General features: G+C 41.7%; 21 protein-coding genes. 14 read left to right on the top strand and 7 right to left on the bottom strand.

The window, feature by feature from the left end; translation table 11 throughout:
- Positions 1-230 precede the first annotated feature (230 nt).
- From G511_RS0106260 to moaE, 3 genes are all read right to left on the bottom strand, one after another.
- Positions 231-1,706, bottom strand: coding sequence for a DEAD/DEAH box helicase (locus G511_RS0106260; protein WP_028468885.1), 1,476 nt, complete (start codon positions 1,704-1,706; stop codon positions 231-233).
- Complete coding sequence (locus G511_RS0106255) at positions 1,703-3,559, bottom strand: AAA family ATPase (protein ID WP_028468884.1); 1,857 nt, start codon at positions 3,557-3,559, stop codon at positions 1,703-1,705. Before G511_RS0106255 ends, G511_RS0106260 begins: the two co-directional genes overlap by 4 nt.
- 450 nt (positions 3,560-4,009) lie before the next feature.
- Positions 4,010-4,474 carry a molybdopterin synthase catalytic subunit MoaE gene (moaE, locus tag G511_RS0106250; protein ID WP_036551449.1) on the bottom strand — a complete coding sequence of 155 codons (465 nt, stop codon included), beginning with the start codon at positions 4,472-4,474 and terminating at the stop codon, positions 4,010-4,012.
- An 82-nt stretch (positions 4,475-4,556) separates the two neighbouring features.
- Here moaE and G511_RS0106245 point away from each other — a divergent pair, with 82 nt between their 5' ends.
- The 7 genes from G511_RS0106245 to G511_RS0106225 all read left to right on the top strand — a co-directional run bounded on the left by G511_RS0106245 (position 4,557) and on the right by G511_RS0106225 (position 9,567).
- On the top strand, positions 4,557-5,000 hold the full coding sequence (locus tag G511_RS0106245; RefSeq protein WP_028468882.1) for an NUDIX hydrolase: 444 nt from the start codon (positions 4,557-4,559) through the stop codon (positions 4,998-5,000).
- 33 nt (positions 5,001-5,033) lie between these two features.
- Positions 5,034-6,140, top strand: coding sequence for a tRNA 2-thiouridine(34) synthase MnmA (gene mnmA / locus G511_RS0106240; protein WP_028468881.1), 1,107 nt, complete (start codon positions 5,034-5,036; stop codon positions 6,138-6,140).
- A gap of 6 nt (positions 6,141-6,146) precedes the next feature.
- Entirely contained in the window at positions 6,147-6,812 is a 666-nt protein-coding gene (gene hflD, locus G511_RS0106235; protein ID WP_028468880.1) for a high frequency lysogenization protein HflD, read from the top strand.
- Positions 6,813-6,902: 90 nt separating this feature from the next.
- Positions 6,903-8,267, top strand: a complete 1,365-nt coding sequence (gene purB / locus G511_RS0106230) for an adenylosuccinate lyase (RefSeq protein ID WP_028468879.1) — start codon at positions 6,903-6,905, stop codon at positions 8,265-8,267.
- Between the two features lie 52 nt (positions 8,268-8,319).
- Complete coding sequence (locus tag G511_RS24315; RefSeq protein ID WP_156905160.1) at positions 8,320-8,568, top strand: hypothetical protein; 249 nt, start codon at positions 8,320-8,322, stop codon at positions 8,566-8,568.
- Positions 8,538-8,684: a hypothetical protein gene (locus G511_RS24920; RefSeq protein WP_169565725.1), complete on the top strand. Its 147-nt coding sequence runs from the start codon at positions 8,538-8,540 to the stop codon at positions 8,682-8,684. Before G511_RS24315 ends, G511_RS24920 begins: the two co-directional genes overlap by 31 nt.
- 79 nt (positions 8,685-8,763) lie before the next feature.
- A complete protein-coding gene (locus tag G511_RS0106225; RefSeq protein WP_028468878.1) occupies positions 8,764-9,567 on the top strand; it encodes a HalD/BesD family halogenase in 804 nt (267 codons plus the stop codon).
- 14 nt (positions 9,568-9,581) lie between these two features.
- Here G511_RS0106225 and G511_RS0106220 read toward each other — a convergent pair whose 3' ends face one another.
- Positions 9,582-9,914, bottom strand: a complete 333-nt coding sequence (locus G511_RS0106220; protein ID WP_028468877.1) for a YnfA family protein — start codon at positions 9,912-9,914, stop codon at positions 9,582-9,584.
- 24 nt (positions 9,915-9,938) lie between these two features.
- Positions 9,939-10,250, bottom strand: coding sequence for a DUF6172 family protein (locus G511_RS0106215; protein WP_028468876.1), 312 nt, complete (start codon positions 10,248-10,250; stop codon positions 9,939-9,941).
- Between the two features lie 329 nt (positions 10,251-10,579).
- Between G511_RS0106215 and G511_RS24310 the strand changes: the two genes are divergently transcribed.
- The 5 genes from G511_RS24310 to G511_RS0106190 all read left to right on the top strand — a co-directional run bounded on the left by G511_RS24310 (position 10,580) and on the right by G511_RS0106190 (position 14,102).
- Positions 10,580-10,744, top strand: coding sequence for a hypothetical protein (locus tag G511_RS24310; protein WP_156905159.1), 165 nt, complete (start codon positions 10,580-10,582; stop codon positions 10,742-10,744).
- Between the two features lie 301 nt (positions 10,745-11,045).
- Positions 11,046-11,882, top strand: a complete 837-nt coding sequence (locus tag G511_RS0106205; RefSeq protein ID WP_028468875.1) for an alpha/beta fold hydrolase — start codon at positions 11,046-11,048, stop codon at positions 11,880-11,882.
- Between the two features lie 51 nt (positions 11,883-11,933).
- A complete protein-coding gene (gene trmJ, locus G511_RS0106200; RefSeq protein WP_036551446.1) occupies positions 11,934-12,686 on the top strand; it encodes a tRNA (cytosine(32)/uridine(32)-2'-O)-methyltransferase TrmJ in 753 nt (250 codons plus the stop codon).
- Between the two features lie 4 nt (positions 12,687-12,690).
- Positions 12,691-12,942 (top strand): hypothetical protein, encoded by a 252-nt coding sequence (locus G511_RS0106195; protein WP_028468873.1) that lies wholly within the window; start codon positions 12,691-12,693, stop codon positions 12,940-12,942.
- 23 nt (positions 12,943-12,965) lie between these two features.
- Positions 12,966-14,102 (top strand): ribosomal protein uL16 3-hydroxylase, encoded by a 1,137-nt coding sequence (locus G511_RS0106190; protein WP_245573827.1) that lies wholly within the window; start codon positions 12,966-12,968, stop codon positions 14,100-14,102.
- Between the two features lie 27 nt (positions 14,103-14,129).
- Here the strand turns inward: G511_RS0106190 and G511_RS0106185 are convergent, their stop codons facing one another.
- On the bottom strand, positions 14,130-15,074 hold the full coding sequence (locus G511_RS0106185; protein WP_028468871.1) for a LysR family transcriptional regulator: 945 nt from the start codon (positions 15,072-15,074) through the stop codon (positions 14,130-14,132).
- Positions 15,075-15,239: 165 nt separating this feature from the next.
- Between G511_RS0106185 and G511_RS0106180 the strand changes: the two genes are divergently transcribed.
- Complete coding sequence (locus G511_RS0106180) at positions 15,240-16,838, top strand: isocitrate lyase (protein WP_028468870.1); 1,599 nt, start codon at positions 15,240-15,242, stop codon at positions 16,836-16,838.
- 226 nt (positions 16,839-17,064) lie between these two features.
- Positions 17,065-17,628: a hypothetical protein gene (locus G511_RS0106175; RefSeq protein WP_028468869.1), complete on the top strand. Its 564-nt coding sequence runs from the start codon at positions 17,065-17,067 to the stop codon at positions 17,626-17,628.
- A gap of 94 nt (positions 17,629-17,722) precedes the next feature.
- On the opposite strand, the gene G511_RS0106170 is transcribed toward G511_RS0106175, so the two are convergent.
- Positions 17,723-18,592 (bottom strand): AraC family transcriptional regulator, encoded by an 870-nt coding sequence (locus G511_RS0106170; RefSeq protein ID WP_028468868.1) that lies wholly within the window; start codon positions 18,590-18,592, stop codon positions 17,723-17,725.
- Between the last annotated feature and the right edge of the window lie 254 nt (positions 18,593-18,846).

The raw sequence follows: 18,846 nt of genomic DNA, 5'->3' as shown, positions 1-18,846 counted from the left end.
CTTATTGACTTCTTCTTAGTGCCAGAAGCGGTCATCTATAGTTACGTAGGGGTTAGACCCCTAACAGCACTAACAGGATGAGGTAACGTTTACATCTTAGGCAGGGCTGCGTAGCAACAGAGCTTAAGGACGCGCTTATTATGTGGTTCTGCAATCACAATCCACTTTGTAAGTTACCGTTTTATTAAAGGAACATAATTTAAATCAAATATATGAAATAGCTAAACAAATTATAGGAAAGCTACATCGAGCTTTTCTAAAGCAATCCTGTTACTGGGGCTAATTGTCTCTTTACACGCAATCACTAGTAATTTCTCAGCTCGTGTAAGTGCGACATAGCCAAGCCTCAGATCATCGTCAGTAGTCGATTTCATTAAAGACTTCTTTTTAAGGAGTTTGTTTAGATGATTGTTTGAATTTAAAATAAGTAGGACAGACTCAGCCTCTAGACCTTTACTTTTATGAATCGTAAGAGCTCTGTTACCATCCACTGTATTGACAGTAGAAGGTGTAATATTCCCTAGTTCTTGCTTTAAATAGTATAAATCTCGACCAAACTTACTTAAAAAGACCCTTTTGACTGCTGTAAGGTCTATACACTCTTCCTTCCCAACCAACACAGACAAAGTTCTAAATTGTATTCGGCTTATCATATTGGCTTCACACAGTTTTTTTATACTCATACCAATACATTGTGAAACACTAGCCTCAATAAATCGAATACAGACAGAACCGCTATAAGAATCGATCTTAGCCTCATAGGGCAAAAGATTGCTCTTATTCATAGATAAATAGAACACTGTGCCTACCAGGCCTAAAGCTTCCCTTGTAGCATTAAATGAATCATATATATCCTGTGAACATGACGACTCTATTGCTCTTACAGGTGTAAAACATCCCTTAGCTGAAGTCTGTTGAAAAGCCTGATTAAACGTATTGGCTAAATTAACTATCTCTTCTGATGATCTGTAATTAACAGTTTTTTCGGTATAGGAATCGCATGAGTTTTTTACCTGACAAATCGGAAAGTCTTCATACTTCTTTGGTTTTACTGCATTATTTTCAGAGGCTCCATATGCAAAACCGTAAATGGACTGATTAGGATCTCCAACAATAAATAATTCTGTTCTTTTAGCGCTGTATATTTTAAGAAAAATATCGTGTTGCCATTTATAAGTATCTTGATACTCATCAATAAATAGGTACTGAAGCTTACTAGAAATTGCCTTTCGGATTTTTGATTTTGAAACAAGATCCTTAGATATTTTTACTAACTGGTCATATGTCATAAGCTGTGATTCTAACAATCGCTTATACATCTCAGCTTTTTTAATTTCCCACTTAGCGTTTACGACATAACCTCTTTTTCTGGGATCATCTATTTTACCCTTTGCCCATTTAATTAAATCAACCATCACTTCATGCTTACTTGCCAGTTCACTAACGATAGAAAAATTAGCTCCTTCATCCATATGAGGTTTGATTACAAAACGATATATAAAACTATGTATAGTTCCAATAAATACATTATTTGGTACATCGATTTTATTTGACAAGCGTTCCTTAATATCTCTAGCAGAGTCATTAGTATATGTAATGACACATAAAAACCTGTTTGAGTTCAAATATGGAATCTTCCTACAGACAGAGTCAACCATGCTAGTTGTTTTACCGCCTCCAGCTCCAGCATAGGTCAGTGAAATCATTTTTCATCCCCACACACAAAATCAAAAGCATCAACAATGTACTTAGGAATTATAAAGTCACCTGGTTTACCTAGTTCGCCCAAAAGATCAAAAGCAAATTCAGATTTATAACCCTCAATTACTGAAAAAATATCATCAACCTTTAGCTTACTTGTGAAATCATTTTCAATTTCTTTGAATTTTAAAGGCCTAGTAGATTTTATAGTATTTTTCAGCTTGGTCCTTCCTTGGCCAGTGGAATTATTTGAAATCAACTCTTTTTCAAATGTCGTTTGTTCGCTAATACTTACAAGAATATTATCGCTGTCGTAATCTTTCTTGAGTCCCGGAGCTCGGGTTCCAGTCTTGGTGTTTGCATCACTATCAGTTAATACAGCTGATTTTATATAGTATCCATTATTAACAACTTCTAGGAAGTTGCGGAAAGCCACTCCATTTACATTTATTATCTGACAGTTTTTCTTTTCTAGCGTAGTCCCAAAGTGCAACTCAAATAGTTTAGGTAAGATTATTTTTTCAGCAATACCTTCAACAAAAATCAATCTACGGCTAAAAAACATGACCGAGTTAGTCGCACATAACCACTTATTTAAATAATTTTTAGTTTTCTTTCCAGCAGCATTATCTTCAATACCATCCAATATATAATGTGACCTAAAATTGCCTGAATCACTATACATGACTACAGTATTTTCCAGGTTAAGATATGATGATATATGAGTAGAATGACTAGTAAGGATCACTTGCCTGTTTGAACTTTCGTTAAAGAATTCGCTATTTTCTATGTTTTCCGCAAAGTGTTTTTGGAGAACTGGACTTATATGCGATTCAGGTTCTTCTATTGCTACTAAACGAAAGTCTGGCACACCAGACTTCTCTTGAATATGCGACAAAACTAAAGCCATATATAATAGATTATTTCTACCTAGCCCATTATTCTCCACAGCAATAGGCTTATCACCATACTCCAAGCTAATTTTCTTTAAAAGTTCAGTGACTCCGAGCCCAGAAAAGCTAAAGTTTATATTGTTTTTACTGGATTCAGTTTCAAGTGAAAGCATTTCCAGAAGTTCTGAGATATCATTTTTAATATCATATAGTTCACCATCGCCTTCACTTATGGATTTATTTAAGGCGTCTGCACTCGCCTTAATGTCATCATATTTTGCATTATCTCTATTGTTTAAAATACGATAAAGTAATCTGTTTTCTCGGGATGCCGAAAGCTCTGTTTTTGCATCTCTTAGTGCATCTAGAAAATCAATTTTTAACGGTTCTAATTGAAAGCTGTCAGGTTTTATATTTCCACGGCCGGCTTCTATTTTGTATTTATAGTCGGAGATAGGGAAGTCTACTCCATCTATTCTTGAACGTTGTTCTTTTTCAATATCTTCGGGAGGCAGCCCAGCAGGTATAGTAATGAGTTTTTCTCTTACAGATTCAACCCATTTTGTTTTATTGGAAATCGAACAATAAAATGAATATTTTAAACTGGCAGTTGAATGTGTATCATTATCATACCATTCACTGACAATAGCCTCTTCATCTTCATTTTTAAAATCAGAAAATGTAGCGTTGATAGTGATGGTAGGAAAGATTAAATCTTCAGACTTTATAGTTATATCTGCGACATTTTCCTTGAATTCTTGCAAAACATCATAATTGAAATCTTCAAGACTTAGTGATCTTTTTCTATAACCTCCAATCTCATTATTCAGCAAAAGTGCTAAAGCACTTAAGAGATTGGTCTTCCCGATGTTATTTTCACCGATTATTAGTGTTTTCGGCTTTAAAGCAATAGAAAAGTTTTTAATGGAACGATAGTTCGTTACACAAAGATTACTAATAAACACTACGTTATCCTTTTCATAGTTATAATTTTTTGAAGAGAGATTACACGAAGGCATTAACACCGAACTGAGGAAAATAACATTTTTAATACTCAGCATTTTTAACTTGGCCAGCGCCTCACCAGCACCTTTACAGATAATGCAGGGTTTTTTTCAAAAATTCTAGAATAAACTGCGCACAATGAGGAGTTCGTAGTGGTAAAAAGAGCGCGATTTCTGAACTAGCAAAAAGACACTGATACATACTCATAAAACAAAGCCTGCTTATACGTAGAGATATCAACCACTGAGCGGCAGCTTGGGGTCGATAGCAGCCATGCGTGGTACTATTGAAAAACATATCAACAGATAATATCGCTTCAGCAATCTGACTACCTGCCGGATATTTAACCCACGAGCATACCGTATAAACAAGCAGTATTTCAAAATGCTCGTGGGAAATTCACAATCACATCACCACTGGTTTGCGGCATCTAGATCAGAAGTCTTTTGCTCTACCCAGGCTTCGGATTCTGCATTTATCTCTTTTTTCCAAAATGGCGCATCTTTCTTTAAATAATCCATGATGAACTGCGCGGCGGCAAAAGCATTAACACGATGGCCACTGGCAACCCCGACAAATACAATATTATCATTCAGGGACAGCCGCCCTACTCTATGGATAACAACAACATTACCGAGCTGCCAACGCTGACGGGCTTGTTCTACTATTTGTTCTAATGCACGTTCCGTCATGCCGGGGTAATGCTCCAGAAACATCTCTTGCATCTGGGTTTCAACATGTTCGCGTACTATGCCGGTAAATGTCACCACGGCACCACTACTGGCATCATCTGATTTAAGCCAATCGTAGAGTTCGCCTATCGAAAAATCTTCTGTTTGTACTTCAATTAAATTTTTAGCTGCTTGGTCTGACATCACAACACCTCGTTATCGTGAGAAAAATCATAACATTAATGCTATGGTGTGCGCCTTAATAAAGCCGATTTGGGAGAGTAAAATGAGCTGGACACCTCACGCTACCGTTGCCACTATTATTGAGGAAAACGGCCGCTTCTTAATGGTCGAAGAGTACTCAGACGGGACGCGTGTGTTTAACCAGCCCGCAGGCCATGTCGAACAAGGCGAAACGTTTGAAGCCGCCGCTATTAGAGAAACCCTCGAAGAAACCGGCCGCCATATATCCCTTACGGGTTTATTAGGCTTGTATACCATCAAGGGTAAGACCAATGATGTGACCTATCACCGCCTCTGTTATATCGCTGAAATCGTCTCACATGATGCCGCCTACGTGTTAGACAGTGATATCATTAGCACTCACTGGTTTAGCCGTGATGAGCTATTGGCACAAAAAGAATCACTACGCAGTGAGATGGTACTGGCTTGCATCGATGATTATCTGGATAATCGACGTTTTCCTTTAAATTTTGTTCGTCAGCTATAGTCTGATGTTTTTGTTTTACGTGTTGAGTGAGTCATGAGTAATACAACCCCACAAAAAGTAATTGTCGGCATGTCCGGCGGCGTAGACTCTTCTGTTTCTGCTGTTCTACTGATCCAACAAGGGTATCAGGTAGAAGGGCTTTTCATGAAAAACTGGGAAGAGGATGATGGTTCTGAGTATTGCACAGCGATGGATGATCTCGCCGATGCACAAGCAGTATGCGATAAGCTCAATATCGTGCTGCACAAAGCCAACTTCGCTGCAGAGTACTGGGATAATGTATTTGAATATTTTCTTGCTGAATATAAAGCAGGACGTACGCCAAACCCGGACATTTTATGTAATCGGGAGATCAAGTTTAAAGCCTTCTTAGAATACGCGATTGAATTAGGCGCTGATTACATTGCTACCGGCCATTACGTGCGCCGTGGTGAACGTGACGGCCAAACTAGCCTACTCAAAGGGCTTGATAACAACAAAGACCAAAGCTATTTTTTGCACCAAGTAGGCTCACAAGAGATTCAGAAAACACTCTTCCCTGTGGGCGAGTTAGAAAAGCCAGAAGTGCGCAAAATAGCTGAAGAACATGACCTCATTACGCACAACAAAAAAGACAGCACCGGTATTTGCTTTATCGGCGAACGTCGCTTTAAAGATTTCTTGCAACAGTACCTACCTGCCCAGCCCGGTAAAATTGAGACCGATACGGGTGATGTTATTGGTGAACATACCGGTTTAATGTATTACACCATCGGCCAACGCCAAGGGTTGCACATTGGTGGTTTGAAAAACTACCCAGAAGAGCCGTGGTTTGTAGCGGGTAAAGATCTGGATCGTAATGTATTGATTGCTGTACAAGGCATACAAAACGATCTGTTATTTACAGACTGGCTAACCAGCAGTGATATTTTCTGGATCAATGGTACGCCTCCAGAAACACCCTATCGCTGCAAAGCTAAAGTACGTTATCGTCAGGCGGATCAAGACTGTACGCTTGAAAAACACGATGATGGGACATATATCGTACATTTCGACGAGGCACAACGCGCCGTAACACCGGGGCAATCTGTCGTATTTTATAATAATGATATTTGTTTAGGTGGCGGTCCCATCGACTCAACGGGTAAGAAAGAGGCTTAATCAAAGATGTCCAGAGCGAATGATGAACAAACCGTCGCATTAGCTGCTATGTTTCAGGCAGCATCCCTCGTTGATCAAATCGCTAACCGCGGCATGGTTCCGCAAAATAGCCTTGAAACCAGTATTTATAGCCTGTTTGTAACTAACCCAAAAATTTCTGAGGATATTTTTGGCGGTGTTCACGACTTGCCATTTAACCTCGGCATGGGCTTAAAAGCGCTCAATGATGTGGTTGAAAAGAAAAATGATACTAAGAACAACAACATCACTAATTATGTTCTCAGTATGATTATGCTGGAAAAAAAGCTATCTAAAAACCAAGATATGCTGAATACGATGGGCAAACGGATTGACGAAACTAAAGAAAAGGCACGCTACTTTAACCCCGAAGAAGAAAATCCTTTAGATAACCCTTCCTCTTTTACGCACTCTAATGTGGTTGCCAACGTTGCAAGCTTGTACCAAGACACCATCAGTTCATTCAGTTTTCGCATTCAAGTGGCCGGCGACCCACGTCACTTACAAAATGCTGAAAACGCAGCACGAATCCGTGCCTTATTACTGGCAGGCATTCGCGCCGCTATGTTGTGGCGCCAAGTAGGCGGGAAACGCTGGCACTTGCTGTTTTTCCGTTCTCGTTTGCGCCCTTCTCTGCGTAAAATCATGAAGTAGGCGTTCTATCCGGCTAATTACAGATTTTTTGTCTTTTATCCGCTATAATCGCGCCTCATTTTTAACCCTTTAGCTACAGCGAGACGATACATGGAGCTTTCTGCCCTCACTGCCGTATCTCCGGTAGATGGACGCTACGGCAGCAAAACTGCTGACCTGCGCCCTATCTTCAGTGAATTTGGACTTATTCGTAACCGTGTTCTGGTTGAGATCCGTTGGTTACAACAACTGGCTGCTCATCCTCAGATTCCTGAAGTCCCTGCACTGAGTGAGACAGCAAATACCTTACTCAACAGCATTGTTGACGACTTTAATGAAGTTGACGCTGAGCGTGTTAAAGAGATCGAGCGTACGACCAACCACGACGTTAAAGCTGTTGAGTACCTGATCAAAGAAAAATTCAAAGATAATGCCGAGCTGGCTGCTATCAACGAATTTGTACATTTTGCTTGCACCTCAGAAGATATCAATAACCTTTCACATGCCTTAATGCTGAAAGATGGTTTGAGCACTGTTTTACCGATGATGCAGCAAACCGCTGATGAAATCGCTAAAATGGGACGCGACTTTGCAGGCCAGCCTATGCTGTCTCGTACTCACGGCCAAACAGCTTCACCAACGACTGTTGGTAAAGAGATGGCAAACGTTGCTCACCGTTTACAGCGCCAAATTAAGCAACTCGCTCAGGTTGAGTTTTTAGGCAAGATTAACGGTGCTGTAGGTAACTACAACGCTCACATCTCTGCCTACCCAGACATCGACTGGGAAGAACATGCACAAACCATGATCAACACACTTGGTTTGACGTGGAACCCGTACACAACTCAAATCGAGCCACACGACTATATTGCTGAGCTATTTGATGCTGTATGTCGCTTCAATACTATCCTGATCGATTTTGATCGTGATATTTGGGGCTATGTATCTCAAGGTTACTTCAAGCAGCGCACTATCGCTGGTGAAGTTGGCTCATCAACGATGCCGCATAAAGTTAACCCGATTGACTTTGAAAACTCAGAAGGCAATTTGGGTATTGCTAACGCTATCATGCAGCACTTGGCCGCTAAGCTGCCAATCTCTCGCTGGCAGCGTGACCTAACCGACTCTACTGTATTACGTAATATGGGAGTTGGTTTTGGTTACAGCATGATTGCTTATCAATCTACACTTAAAGGCATCAGCAAGTTAGAGCTCAACTCTGTGCGTTTAGATCTTGATCTTGAAAACGCTTGGGAAGTTCTGGCTGAGCCGATTCAAACAGTGATGCGTCGTTACGCTATTGAAGAGCCGTACGAAAAGCTTAAAGCACTAACACGTGGCCAAGCGATGAACAAAGACACTATTCAGGCATTTATCGACACCCTCGAACTGCCAGAAGATGTTAAAACCTCACTCAAGCAGCTAACACCGCATAACTACATCGGTAATGCTGTAGAGCAAGCTAAAAAGATCTAAGTATTTTTTGTCTATCTACATCTGAAAAGACATACAAAACGGGGCCATGTTAATGCATGTGCCCCGTTTTTTTACTACACTTTACCTACAACAATTGACTTATCGGTGGGTGCTTAATAAAGAGAAAGCACTCAAAGATATATGCACACTCAACTTATATGCATTATTAGGTGCAATAATCAGCACCATCCTTTCTTCGCTCGTTCTATCCATTATTCTTGAGCACTTTATTCTTAAGCCCATCACCAGCTTTCCAGCACCGCTACCAACATTAGTAAAGGGAAATTCGACACCAAAATAACCGCGCTAGATCGCAACGATGAAATTGGCTCTTTAGCTAAACCAATAAAGCTCTTAGGCATCAGTTTACAGACAACGCTTAATAAAACCTGCCCTAACCCATTTGCACAAGAATAGTGCGTTTTTCACAAAATAAAGGCATTATGCTTGAAGAGGTTCAGGCTGATTTGAGCAGATACTTACAAGGAATATTTTCATGAGCAATCTAGAAGAGATGGTTAATACTGAACACTATAACCTCAACGAGAGTACTTTTAGAGAACGCTGTAAGATCACGCTTGATCAGCAAGGTGTATTAGTACTGGATAACTTTCTAACTCCAAGCGCTATACAACAAATCAAACTAGAGGGCGAAGCAAGCCAACACCTGGCTTACTTCTGCCAACAGTCACACAGCGCTTATCTAACTCCGCCTGATGATAACTTTCCTACACAACACCCACAGAATCACCAAGTACTTTCAAGTAAAGGCTGTATTACTGACGATCAAATAGCGCAAGACTCCCCACTACGCTGCGTTTACGATGCTGAAGACTTTCGCCAGTTTCTTTGTTACGTGCTAAATGAAGAGTCTTTATACGAATATGCAGACCCCCTATCCTCCATTAACTTGCACTATGCTCGTGCTGATGAAGAGCTTGGCTGGCACTTTGATAACTCGTCATTTGCCATCACCTTGCTGGTGCAAAAGCCTGAAGCAGGAGGTGCTTTTGAGTATGTTAAGGATGCCAGAAATTCAAGCCAAGGAGATATGAATTACCCGCTGGTTAAATCAATACTAGAGGGTGAAATTAAAGGAACCACATTAACAATGGAACCTGGTGCGCTTGTGTTATTTCGCGGCAGAGACTCTTTACATCGCGTGACGCCAGTGAAAGGTGATACAACACGTATGCTTGTTGTGCTGGCCTACAACTCCCAACCAGGCATTGCATTATCAGAGTTCGCCCAAGAAACCTTTTATGGCAGATCGGCAAAGCCAGCTGAACTCAATTACTGATACTAAGCCTTAACTCAGCTATGACGTGGAGCGAACATAATAATAGCCATTCCAGCTAAAGCGACAATAGAACCCACAACATCCCATGCTGTGGGTCTAATACCATCGACTAGCCACAGCCACATAATAGCAACAAAGATATAAACGCCACCATATGCCGCGTACACACGACCTGCGGCCGCAGGGTGTAACGACAAGAGCCATGCAAAAAGCGCAAGACTAGCCGCTGCAGGTATCAGCAACCAAATAGTTTTATCTTTTTTTAGCCAAAGATAAGGTAAGTAGCAACCTAGAATTTCTGCAACAGCCGTTATCAAAAAGAGAAATAAGGTTTTTAACTCAAGCACTTTGTTTCTCTAGTAATAGATAGCTTACATATCCCAATCAGAGTCTGAATCTTCACTTCGTTCACGCGTAGCAGCTTTAACTAAAATTTCTAGATAAAATGATTCTAACTGCAGCTTTTCTGCTTCATCAATGCACTTGTTGATTTCAGACAGATGAATGACTTTTGCTTCCTGCTCTGTATTGCCATATTTGCAATCGAAATCCCAATAATCAGCACCGTTTGGTAACTGTTTATTTCTCTCTCTTCTCACATACTTCTTTGCATCACTCTTAGCTGATTCGATCAAACGAGCATATTTAATTTTTGGGTGCGACAGTACAAATGTTTTTTTCATGTTTATCCTAAAAATGGGTTGCCGAACCAGCAGCCCCGACATTACATAACGTTGCCGGCATTTTACGTTATTTTTACTTCAGTAGCGATTCACTAACTAATATTTAATCCATGCTATCGATCTACTGATACTCACCATTAATTTACCTCTGTGATACCGGTAGCCAATCAAAATGCAAACGCAAAATGAATTATCGATTTACTACCAGCCTTGAATTTTTAAACTATAGTTCATTTTATGACCACTCTTATTAAGAAGGGACTAGCATTAATTTCGGATGGAACCCGTAGCGGCACATCGCAGCCTGAAATGACATCCGGGAGAATGCAGTGATAGTTTTTAGCGAAGAAAAAATCCAAGTTGAAAAAGTTAAAAGCTGCTGGACCATACTTATAGTCGACGATGAACCCACCGTTCACCAAGTCACACGCTTTGCGCTAAAAGACACCGAAATACTGGGGCGCAAATTAAATATGATACATGCCTCTAATTGATTTAACCCTATTATAGAAACCAAGTATCTCTTCTCAACTAAAGCTAGTAGTCACACACTTTAAAGAAACAGGCTGATGGGCTAGGCTCACAGTTTGACTTAAGTTCTAACATTGCTTACTCCTCATACCCCATCAAAAAGCCAGTCGATCATTACCGAGACCCCATATATCTACATTATATGGTTTGATAAAAAGCGCTAAACTTGCGATTAATAAAAAATATATCACTTTATTACAATAGCCAAAGCGGCCTTCAGCGGTTAGGGTAGGCTTTCGTTTTTTCTCTATGGTTACGGGCAAAATGGAAACACTGCAAACTTCTGATAATACTAACATTCACTATATCTCACTTGGTTCTGGGGATATTACTTTAGTATTTTTACACGGTTGGACTGCCAGTGTGCGTGAGTGGCTGCCGTTTGCCTCTGAATTGGCAGAAAACCATCGCGTTATCTGCTGGGATGCACGAGGTCATGGTGATCACCTCCATGACGAAAAAACCAATATGACACTCCCCCGCATGGCAGATGATTTGGACGAACTCCTTTGCCAACTAGATGTCCATGATGCCATACTTATCGGTCACTCAATGGGCGCACTCACCGCTTGGGAATACATTCGTCGTCATGGCCAAAATCGCTTAAATGGCCTTTGTATTGTTGATCAGTCACCTAAGCTGGTGACTGACGAAGAATGGCAATACGGTGTTTACGGGTCGTTAAACGAAACAAAAAACAATCATTTAATAGAAAGATTTAATACAGACTTTGCAGAAGGTGTTTTAGAGCTTATTGCGTTTGGTAATAATCGTCGTTCTCGCGAAAACTACGATAATAATTCACGTGGTTTTCAACACATGCGAGAACACCTACAAAAACTACCTGCAAATCTCTTAACCCAGTGCTGGATCAGCATTACCCAGCAGGATTACCGCGAAGTGCTTCCAAAAATTAACTGCCCTACTTTGCTAATCTATGGTGATGAAAGCCAGTTCTACAGCCGTGATTTACAAAAGTGGGTTACTAATACAATTTTAGACTCTGAGCTGCTGATATACCCTGAATCGGACCATTCGCCGCACCTTTGGCATAAAGAACGATTTATTTATGATCTGAATCGCTTTATAGACGCTTTGTGACAGCAGGTCTGTCCTCTATAATAGCAACCAAATTTTAATGGTCTGGTTTCTATGATTCCCAATACCCAGCTTAACAATGTGCGCATTGTACTGATTAATACATTTCACCCTGGCAATATTGGTGCGGCTGCACGCGCCATGAAAAACATGGGGCTTTCACAACTATGGCTAGTAGACCCGCGCGAACACCCCAGCGAAGAAGCAGACTCTAGAGCGGCTGGCGCTAAAGATGTTTTGGACAATGCAACGGTCGTCGGCACATTAAAAGAAGCCATCGCTGATTGCCAATTAGTCATCGGCACCAGCGCTCGCAACCGCACATTTGATTTGCCCATTTTAGATGCTAGGAACTGTGCAGAAAAAATCACTTCAGAAGCCACACAAGGCGAAGTAGCACTCGTTTTTGGTCGTGAAACTATGGGCTTATTGAACGAAGAACTGCAGTTGTGTAACTTTCATGTTTATATTCCGGCAAATCCAGAATATCCGGTTCTAAACGTCGCTCAAGCAATTCAACTATTGAGCTACGAAATTTGGATGGCAGCACAGACGCCTGTAAAAGAAAGATCAGAATCTGAATACCCTCGCCAAAAAGAGATGGAACTGTTCTATACCCATTTAGAAACGGTGATTAGAGCCACCAACTTTATTATCCCTCAGCACGAAGGACGCGCCATGACTAAACTAAAGCGCTACTTCAACCGGACACGCCCGGAGAAAGCTGAACTTGGCATGTTACGAGGAATCCTAGCTTCGGTGCAGGAAACCATTGAAAATCTATCGTCTACAGAAAAAAAGGATTAACGTAATGCACACAGACCTAACTAACCTTCAAGAAGATGCACGCCGCTTACAAGCTGGCATCGAAGCCGTCGCTGCAGAAATGAGCGCTTATGAAACTAACTTGGGCGGCATACAAGCTTGTGCATTAAAAATCCAAAAGTGCGCAAAAGTGATCGGTAACAACCGCATTGCAGCTGTTGCAGCCAAAGATAAACGCAAAATTATGGATGAGCTTGAAGGCGCCGCAATCGAGCTAGTTGAGTTACTAAAAAGATGATTCCTAACTTTCCCCTCGGAGACATGTCCGTAGAAACATTTCTGCGCGACTACTGGCAAAAAAAGCCTCTACTGATTCGTAATGCTTTTCCTGAATTTGAGCCGCCCGTTAGCGCTGATGAGCTTGCAGGACTGGCTTGCGAAGAAGAAGTAGAGTCACGACTGGTTATTCAAAATGCCACAGGGGAACAATGGGAATTAGAAAATGGGCCATTCTCAGGTGAGCGTTTTGCTAGCCTTAAAGATAGCCATTGGACCTTACTGGTTCAGGCAGTCGATCACTGGGCACCTGAGGCCAACGCATTACTAAAACAGTTTCGTTTTATTCCTAGCTGGCGCATTGATGATCTAATGGTTAGCTATGCCACCAAAGGTGGCGGCGTAGGCCCTCATTATGACAACTATGACGTCTTTCTTATTCAAGCCACAGGCCAACGACGTTGGGAAGTAGGCGGTATCTATGGCGAAGATTCGCCACGTCGTGATGACACACCGGTAATGATTTTACCGGAATGGGACGCCGAACAAACTTACCTCCTAAACCCTGGTGATATGCTCTATATCCCACCACGTATCGGGCATAACGGCACAGCTGAATCTGATGACTGCATGACCTACTCAGTTGGTTTTCGTGCACCATCACATGCTGATGTCTTGAGACAATTCACCGATTTTGTAGGCGATCAGCTTAAAAGCGAAACGCGCTATAGCGATCCTGAACTAACGCTACAAAAAAGTCCTGGACTGATTCGCCAATCAGATATGGAAAAAGTCAGGTCTATCATGACCAACTATCTGAATGAGCCTGAGCTATTGGAAAACTGGTTCGGCCAATACATGACTGAACAAAAGTACGCTGACCAAGCAGATACACCTGAAGAGAACGAGCACTACTCAGTAGAAGAGCTTACCGAGTATTTACAAGATGGCGGATTGATGTATCGTGCTGAAGGAAGCCGCTTTGCATACCGAGAAAGAACCGACGGATCAGCCGTTCTGTTCGTCAATGGTGAGGCCTGCGAAATCAGCCAAGAATCTGCTAGCTTTGCTCGCGATCTTTGTGACCTCCCCGCCATCAGCGCTGAACATGCTAACAATGCTGAAGCGCAGGAAGTACTCACTGAGTTATATAATATGGAAGCCGTCTACACAGAGGAGTAACCTTATCGGTTACGGCTAACTACTTGATTATTGAAGCGTTACGACCCTCGCCGCTTCAATAATCAATCGCCGCAACCATTGATGTGCCTGATTGTGCTGTAATAATGGACTCCATGCCATTTTCAACTCAAAAGATGGAACATCAAAAGGCGGAGCTTGTAGCACCAGCCTTGGGTTATCTTTTTGTGCCATTGCGGCACGTGTCGGTATGGTTACAATCAGCTCTTTTTGTTCTGCCAATAAAGTGGCTGATTGGTAATGGCGCGTAAAAACAGATATATGACGCTTATGACCGATACGTAATAACGCCTCATCCACCCATCCTAATCGCGTGGTATCTTTGGGAGTAATTCCCATCCCAGCTCCCATACCCGTTTTACTCACCCAAACATGGTTCGATTCAAGATAACTTTGTAACGTAAAATCTTGAGCCACTGGATTGTCGATACTAAAAAGACAAGAAAAAGTATCGTGCCATAACGTCACCTGATGAAAAGTTTGCGGCATACTATCAAAGCGGTTAATAACTAAGTCCACTTGCCCCTGCTCTACTTCTAAAAAGCTCATATCACTAGGTGTCAGAATATCCAAAATAACACCCGGAGCTTGAACAGCCAACCCCTCCAAAACACGAGGTATTAATGTCGACTCACCATAATCACTAGTCATAATGCGAAACACGCGGTCACTAGACGCTGCATCAAATTCAATGCTCGGCTCAACCACCTTCTCTATACTGGCAAGTATCCCGCGTATTTCAGGCTGCATAGCCAACGCCCTTTCAGTAGGCATCATTCCATCACTGGTTCTCACCAATAACGGATCGCCAAAGGCTTCTCGCAAACGCCGCAAACTGTTACTCATCGCCGGTTGCGTAATACCCAGCAAGCTAGCAGAACGCGTCACGTTACGTTCACGTAACAACACATCCAAATAAACCAGCAAGTTGAGGTCAATGTGGTCAATATTCATCTTTATTACCTACATTTATGTACTTAAATTAACCAAGATCAATATTCATATTATGAATGATAGAAATAACTGACATTTATTTCAATTATATTAAATCCTTCTATATAATTATTTCAAAGTTAACCAAGGCAGTTTGTGACTACCTTAAACCAAGCAGGACTAACCATGTCAAATTACACAAAAGATATCGATGCAGTTGCTACGCTTCGTGAAGCGAACGGCTCTTCTTGGAACACGATCAACCCTGAATCTGTTGCTCGTATGCGTGCTCAGAACAAATTCAAAACTGGTTTAGATATAGCTAAATACACTGCTGACTTAATGCGCTCTGACATGGCGGCGTTCGATGCTGACAAGACTAAGTACACTCAGTCTCTAGGTTGCTGGCACGGTTTCATTGGTCAACAGAAGATGATTTCTATTAAGAAACACTTCAACGGCCAAACTGATCGTCGTTACTTGTACCTGTCTGGCTGGATGGTTGCTGCTCTTCGTTCTGACTTCGGTCCTCTACCTGACCAGTCTATGCATGAAAAAACAACCGTTGCTAGCTTGGTTGAAGAACTGTACACATTCCTACGTCAAGCTGATGCTCGTGAACTAGGCGGTTTATTCCGTGGACTAGATGCAGCTCGTGAAGCTGGCGATACTGCTGCACAATCGACTATCCAAGACCAAATTGACAACCACGTAACTCACGTAGTGCCAATTATTGCTGATATCGATGCTGGTTTCGGTAACGCTGAAGCCACTTACATCATGGCTAAGCAGATGATCGAAGCAGGTGCTTGTGCACTACAGATCGAAAACCAAGTTGCTGATGAAAAGCAATGTGGTCACCAGGACGGTAAAGTAACTGTTCCTCATGCTGACTTCCATTCTAAGATTCGTGCATTGCGTTACGCTTTCCTTGAGCTAGGTATCGACAACGGTATTATCGTTTCACGTACTGACTCTGAAGGTGCTGGTTTAACTAAAGAAATCGCTGTTGTTAAAGAGCCTGGCGATCAAGGCGATCGTTACAACTCTTTCCTAGATGTTGAAGAGATCGACGTAGCTGACATGGCTGAAGGCGATGTATGCTTCAACCGTGATGGCAAGCTAGTTCGTCCTAAGCGTTTGCCTTCTGGTTTGTACCAGTTCCGCCAGGGTACTGGTGAAGAGCGTTGCGTATTTGACAGCATCGAAGCTATCAAAGCAGGTGCAGATCTACTTTGGATCGAAACTGCAACACCAAACGTTCAAGACATCGCAGACATGATGAACGAAGTACGTAAAGAAATCCCTGATGCGAAGTTGGTTTACAACAACTCACCTTCTTTCAACTGGACTCTTAACTTCCGTCAACAGGCTTTCGATGCAATGGTTGCAGCAGGTGAAGACGTTTCTGCTTACGACCGTGCTGCTCTGATGAGCGCTGAATACGACGAAACTGAACTGTCTGCACGCGCTGATGATAAGATCCGTACGTTCCAGGCCGATACTGCTCGTGAAGCAAACATCTTCCACCACTTGATCACTCTACCGACTTACCACACTGCTGCATTGTCTACTGACAACTTGGCTAAAGAGTACTTCGGTGAAGCAGGTATGCTGGGTTATGTTGCTGGCGTACAGCGTAAAGAGATCCGTCAAGGTATCGCATGTGTTAAGCATCAAAACATGTCTGGTTCAGACATGGGCGACGACCACAAAGAATACTTTGCTGGTGAAAACGCTCTAAAAGCTGGCGGCGCGAAAAACACTTCTAACCAGTTCAGCTAAGCTGAAATAGTTTAGAACAACGTACTCTGGTAATTGCTCTTGCATTATCAGAGTGCAGTCCATCACTGGACATGAAGGCGACCCCTTATTAAGGTGTCGCTTTTTTTATGGGTAGGATTGTTTCTAATAAGATGACTTCTAACTCACCCTACGCAAGAACCAAATGATTTTTTACGTTAGAATCCTAACCTGCTCCCTACCACGAACTGATTAAGTGATTTTGAATATGGCTGACATACCTACTTTTCTTAAAGATGCTAAAAACTTGTTAACCGAGCAAGGGTTTACTACGAGCGATACCTGGTATCACGGCACTTCATCGGCACTGGTCGATTCAATCCAAGAGCAGGGTTTGATACGCTCTGGTGATAGAGCATTGAAAGATGCCGCCAAAAAAACCATGGCAACTATCGGAAATAACTACACAGAATCAATTGAACCAATTTTTTTGACGCAAAGTAAAGAGCTTGCTTTTTACTGGGCTGAGCAAACCGTAAGAGACCGCAGTGTTCGGGTTGAAGGCGATGAGCAACCCGTCGTTTTTGCAGTAACACTCCCAGAGGCACAAAACGCCCAAGTAAAGCCTGATGTAGGCGCGGCTAGCTTATTGCTCGTCAAAGAGGGTGAGAATTTCATGGCTTACCTAGCCGGTATTTATCAGGAGAATGGTTTCGGCGCACCGGAAATAGATCTGATGAAGGCCGATCGTATGGAATACCTAAGCACACTAGGCATGGCATATTTTAATGAAAACATTAGTGCTTCTTGCCTCAATGTAATAGCTGACTAACGATATTTTCAGAAGATAAATTACAAATATAGTGCTCAGAGCTAAAGCATTAGAAAAGGACGCCTCAGCGTCCTTTTTTATCAGCTGCTGATAATCACACCCGCTTAAGAGGCAAGTAAATATCAGTAATCAGCTCGCTTGGCGATACTGTCCTAGGATCATTTACATACTCTTCAAATACAGGGACATTTTCAGACTCCCTGCCTGAATTAGGTAGCCATTCGCCAAATAGCCATTGGTAAGCAGCATGCATATTTGCATAAGGGCCAACATATCTAAGTACCGCACACTCACAACGGCTTATCGTATGAACAGTGACAGGGTCTAAACTTTTCGCTTTATAGCCCTGCAAAGTAGCACATGCCGCTGAGCGCAGCTCCTGTTCTGGCGTAGCATCTGGGTCATCAAAGTAAACCCCGAACGATCGCGTTTGCTCAGAGATAAGTTGCTTCCTACCTAACCAAGCAAATAACTTTTCAAACGAGCCACCAATATCCATATAAGAACCTGTGTGCTCAATACCGACCAAATGTAATTCCTCAACCTCTTTTATTTCGACTTGTAACATTTCAGCACCTTTAATAGAGACAGATTCTCTATCTTTAGAAAGTTTAAATACTTGATGGTTTCCCTCTATGCGATAACGAGCAGGAGGCAAACCGAGACTATCACTGAATGCTCGATTGAAAGACTGAACACTGCTATAACCAGAAGATTTAGCAATATCTTGTACGCTGTTTTGAGTATTGACCAACCACCCTGCCGCTTTGTGTAACCGTAACCTTTTTACTGTCCCAGCTAGCGTTTCTCCATACATCGCTTTATAGACTCGATGCCAGTGATAAGGCGATAAACAAGCAATGTCAGCCAATACATAAAGATCTAGCGGTTTATCCAAATTTTCATAGATATAGTCAATTACACGTTCAAAACGTTGATGATAAAACCGTTCTTCATTTGTCATAGTTGCATCTCTTTCAACGATATTAATGTGATAAAAGTAACTTTAGCACTTGGGCATTTAGCAAATCTTGCTGATTTTTCTGCAACACGTAGACAGAGCAGCATATGAAGTTCTTATAAACAGCCTATCTATCTGTATCTTTTTATTTACAAATTAATCATGGAACCTTAGTTAGAAAATCTTTTCGTCTTATATTTAAGACAAAAACCCATTTGATACAATTGGATACAATTAAAAGCAGCATTTGAAAACAT

It is taken from the genome of Neptunomonas japonica DSM 18939, assembly GCF_000422765.1.
Taxonomy (GTDB): domain Bacteria; phylum Pseudomonadota; class Gammaproteobacteria; order Pseudomonadales; family Balneatricaceae; genus Neptunomonas; species Neptunomonas japonica.
Note: the sequence above shows the minus strand (reverse complement) of the source record. Positions and strands in the feature narration are given on the sequence as shown.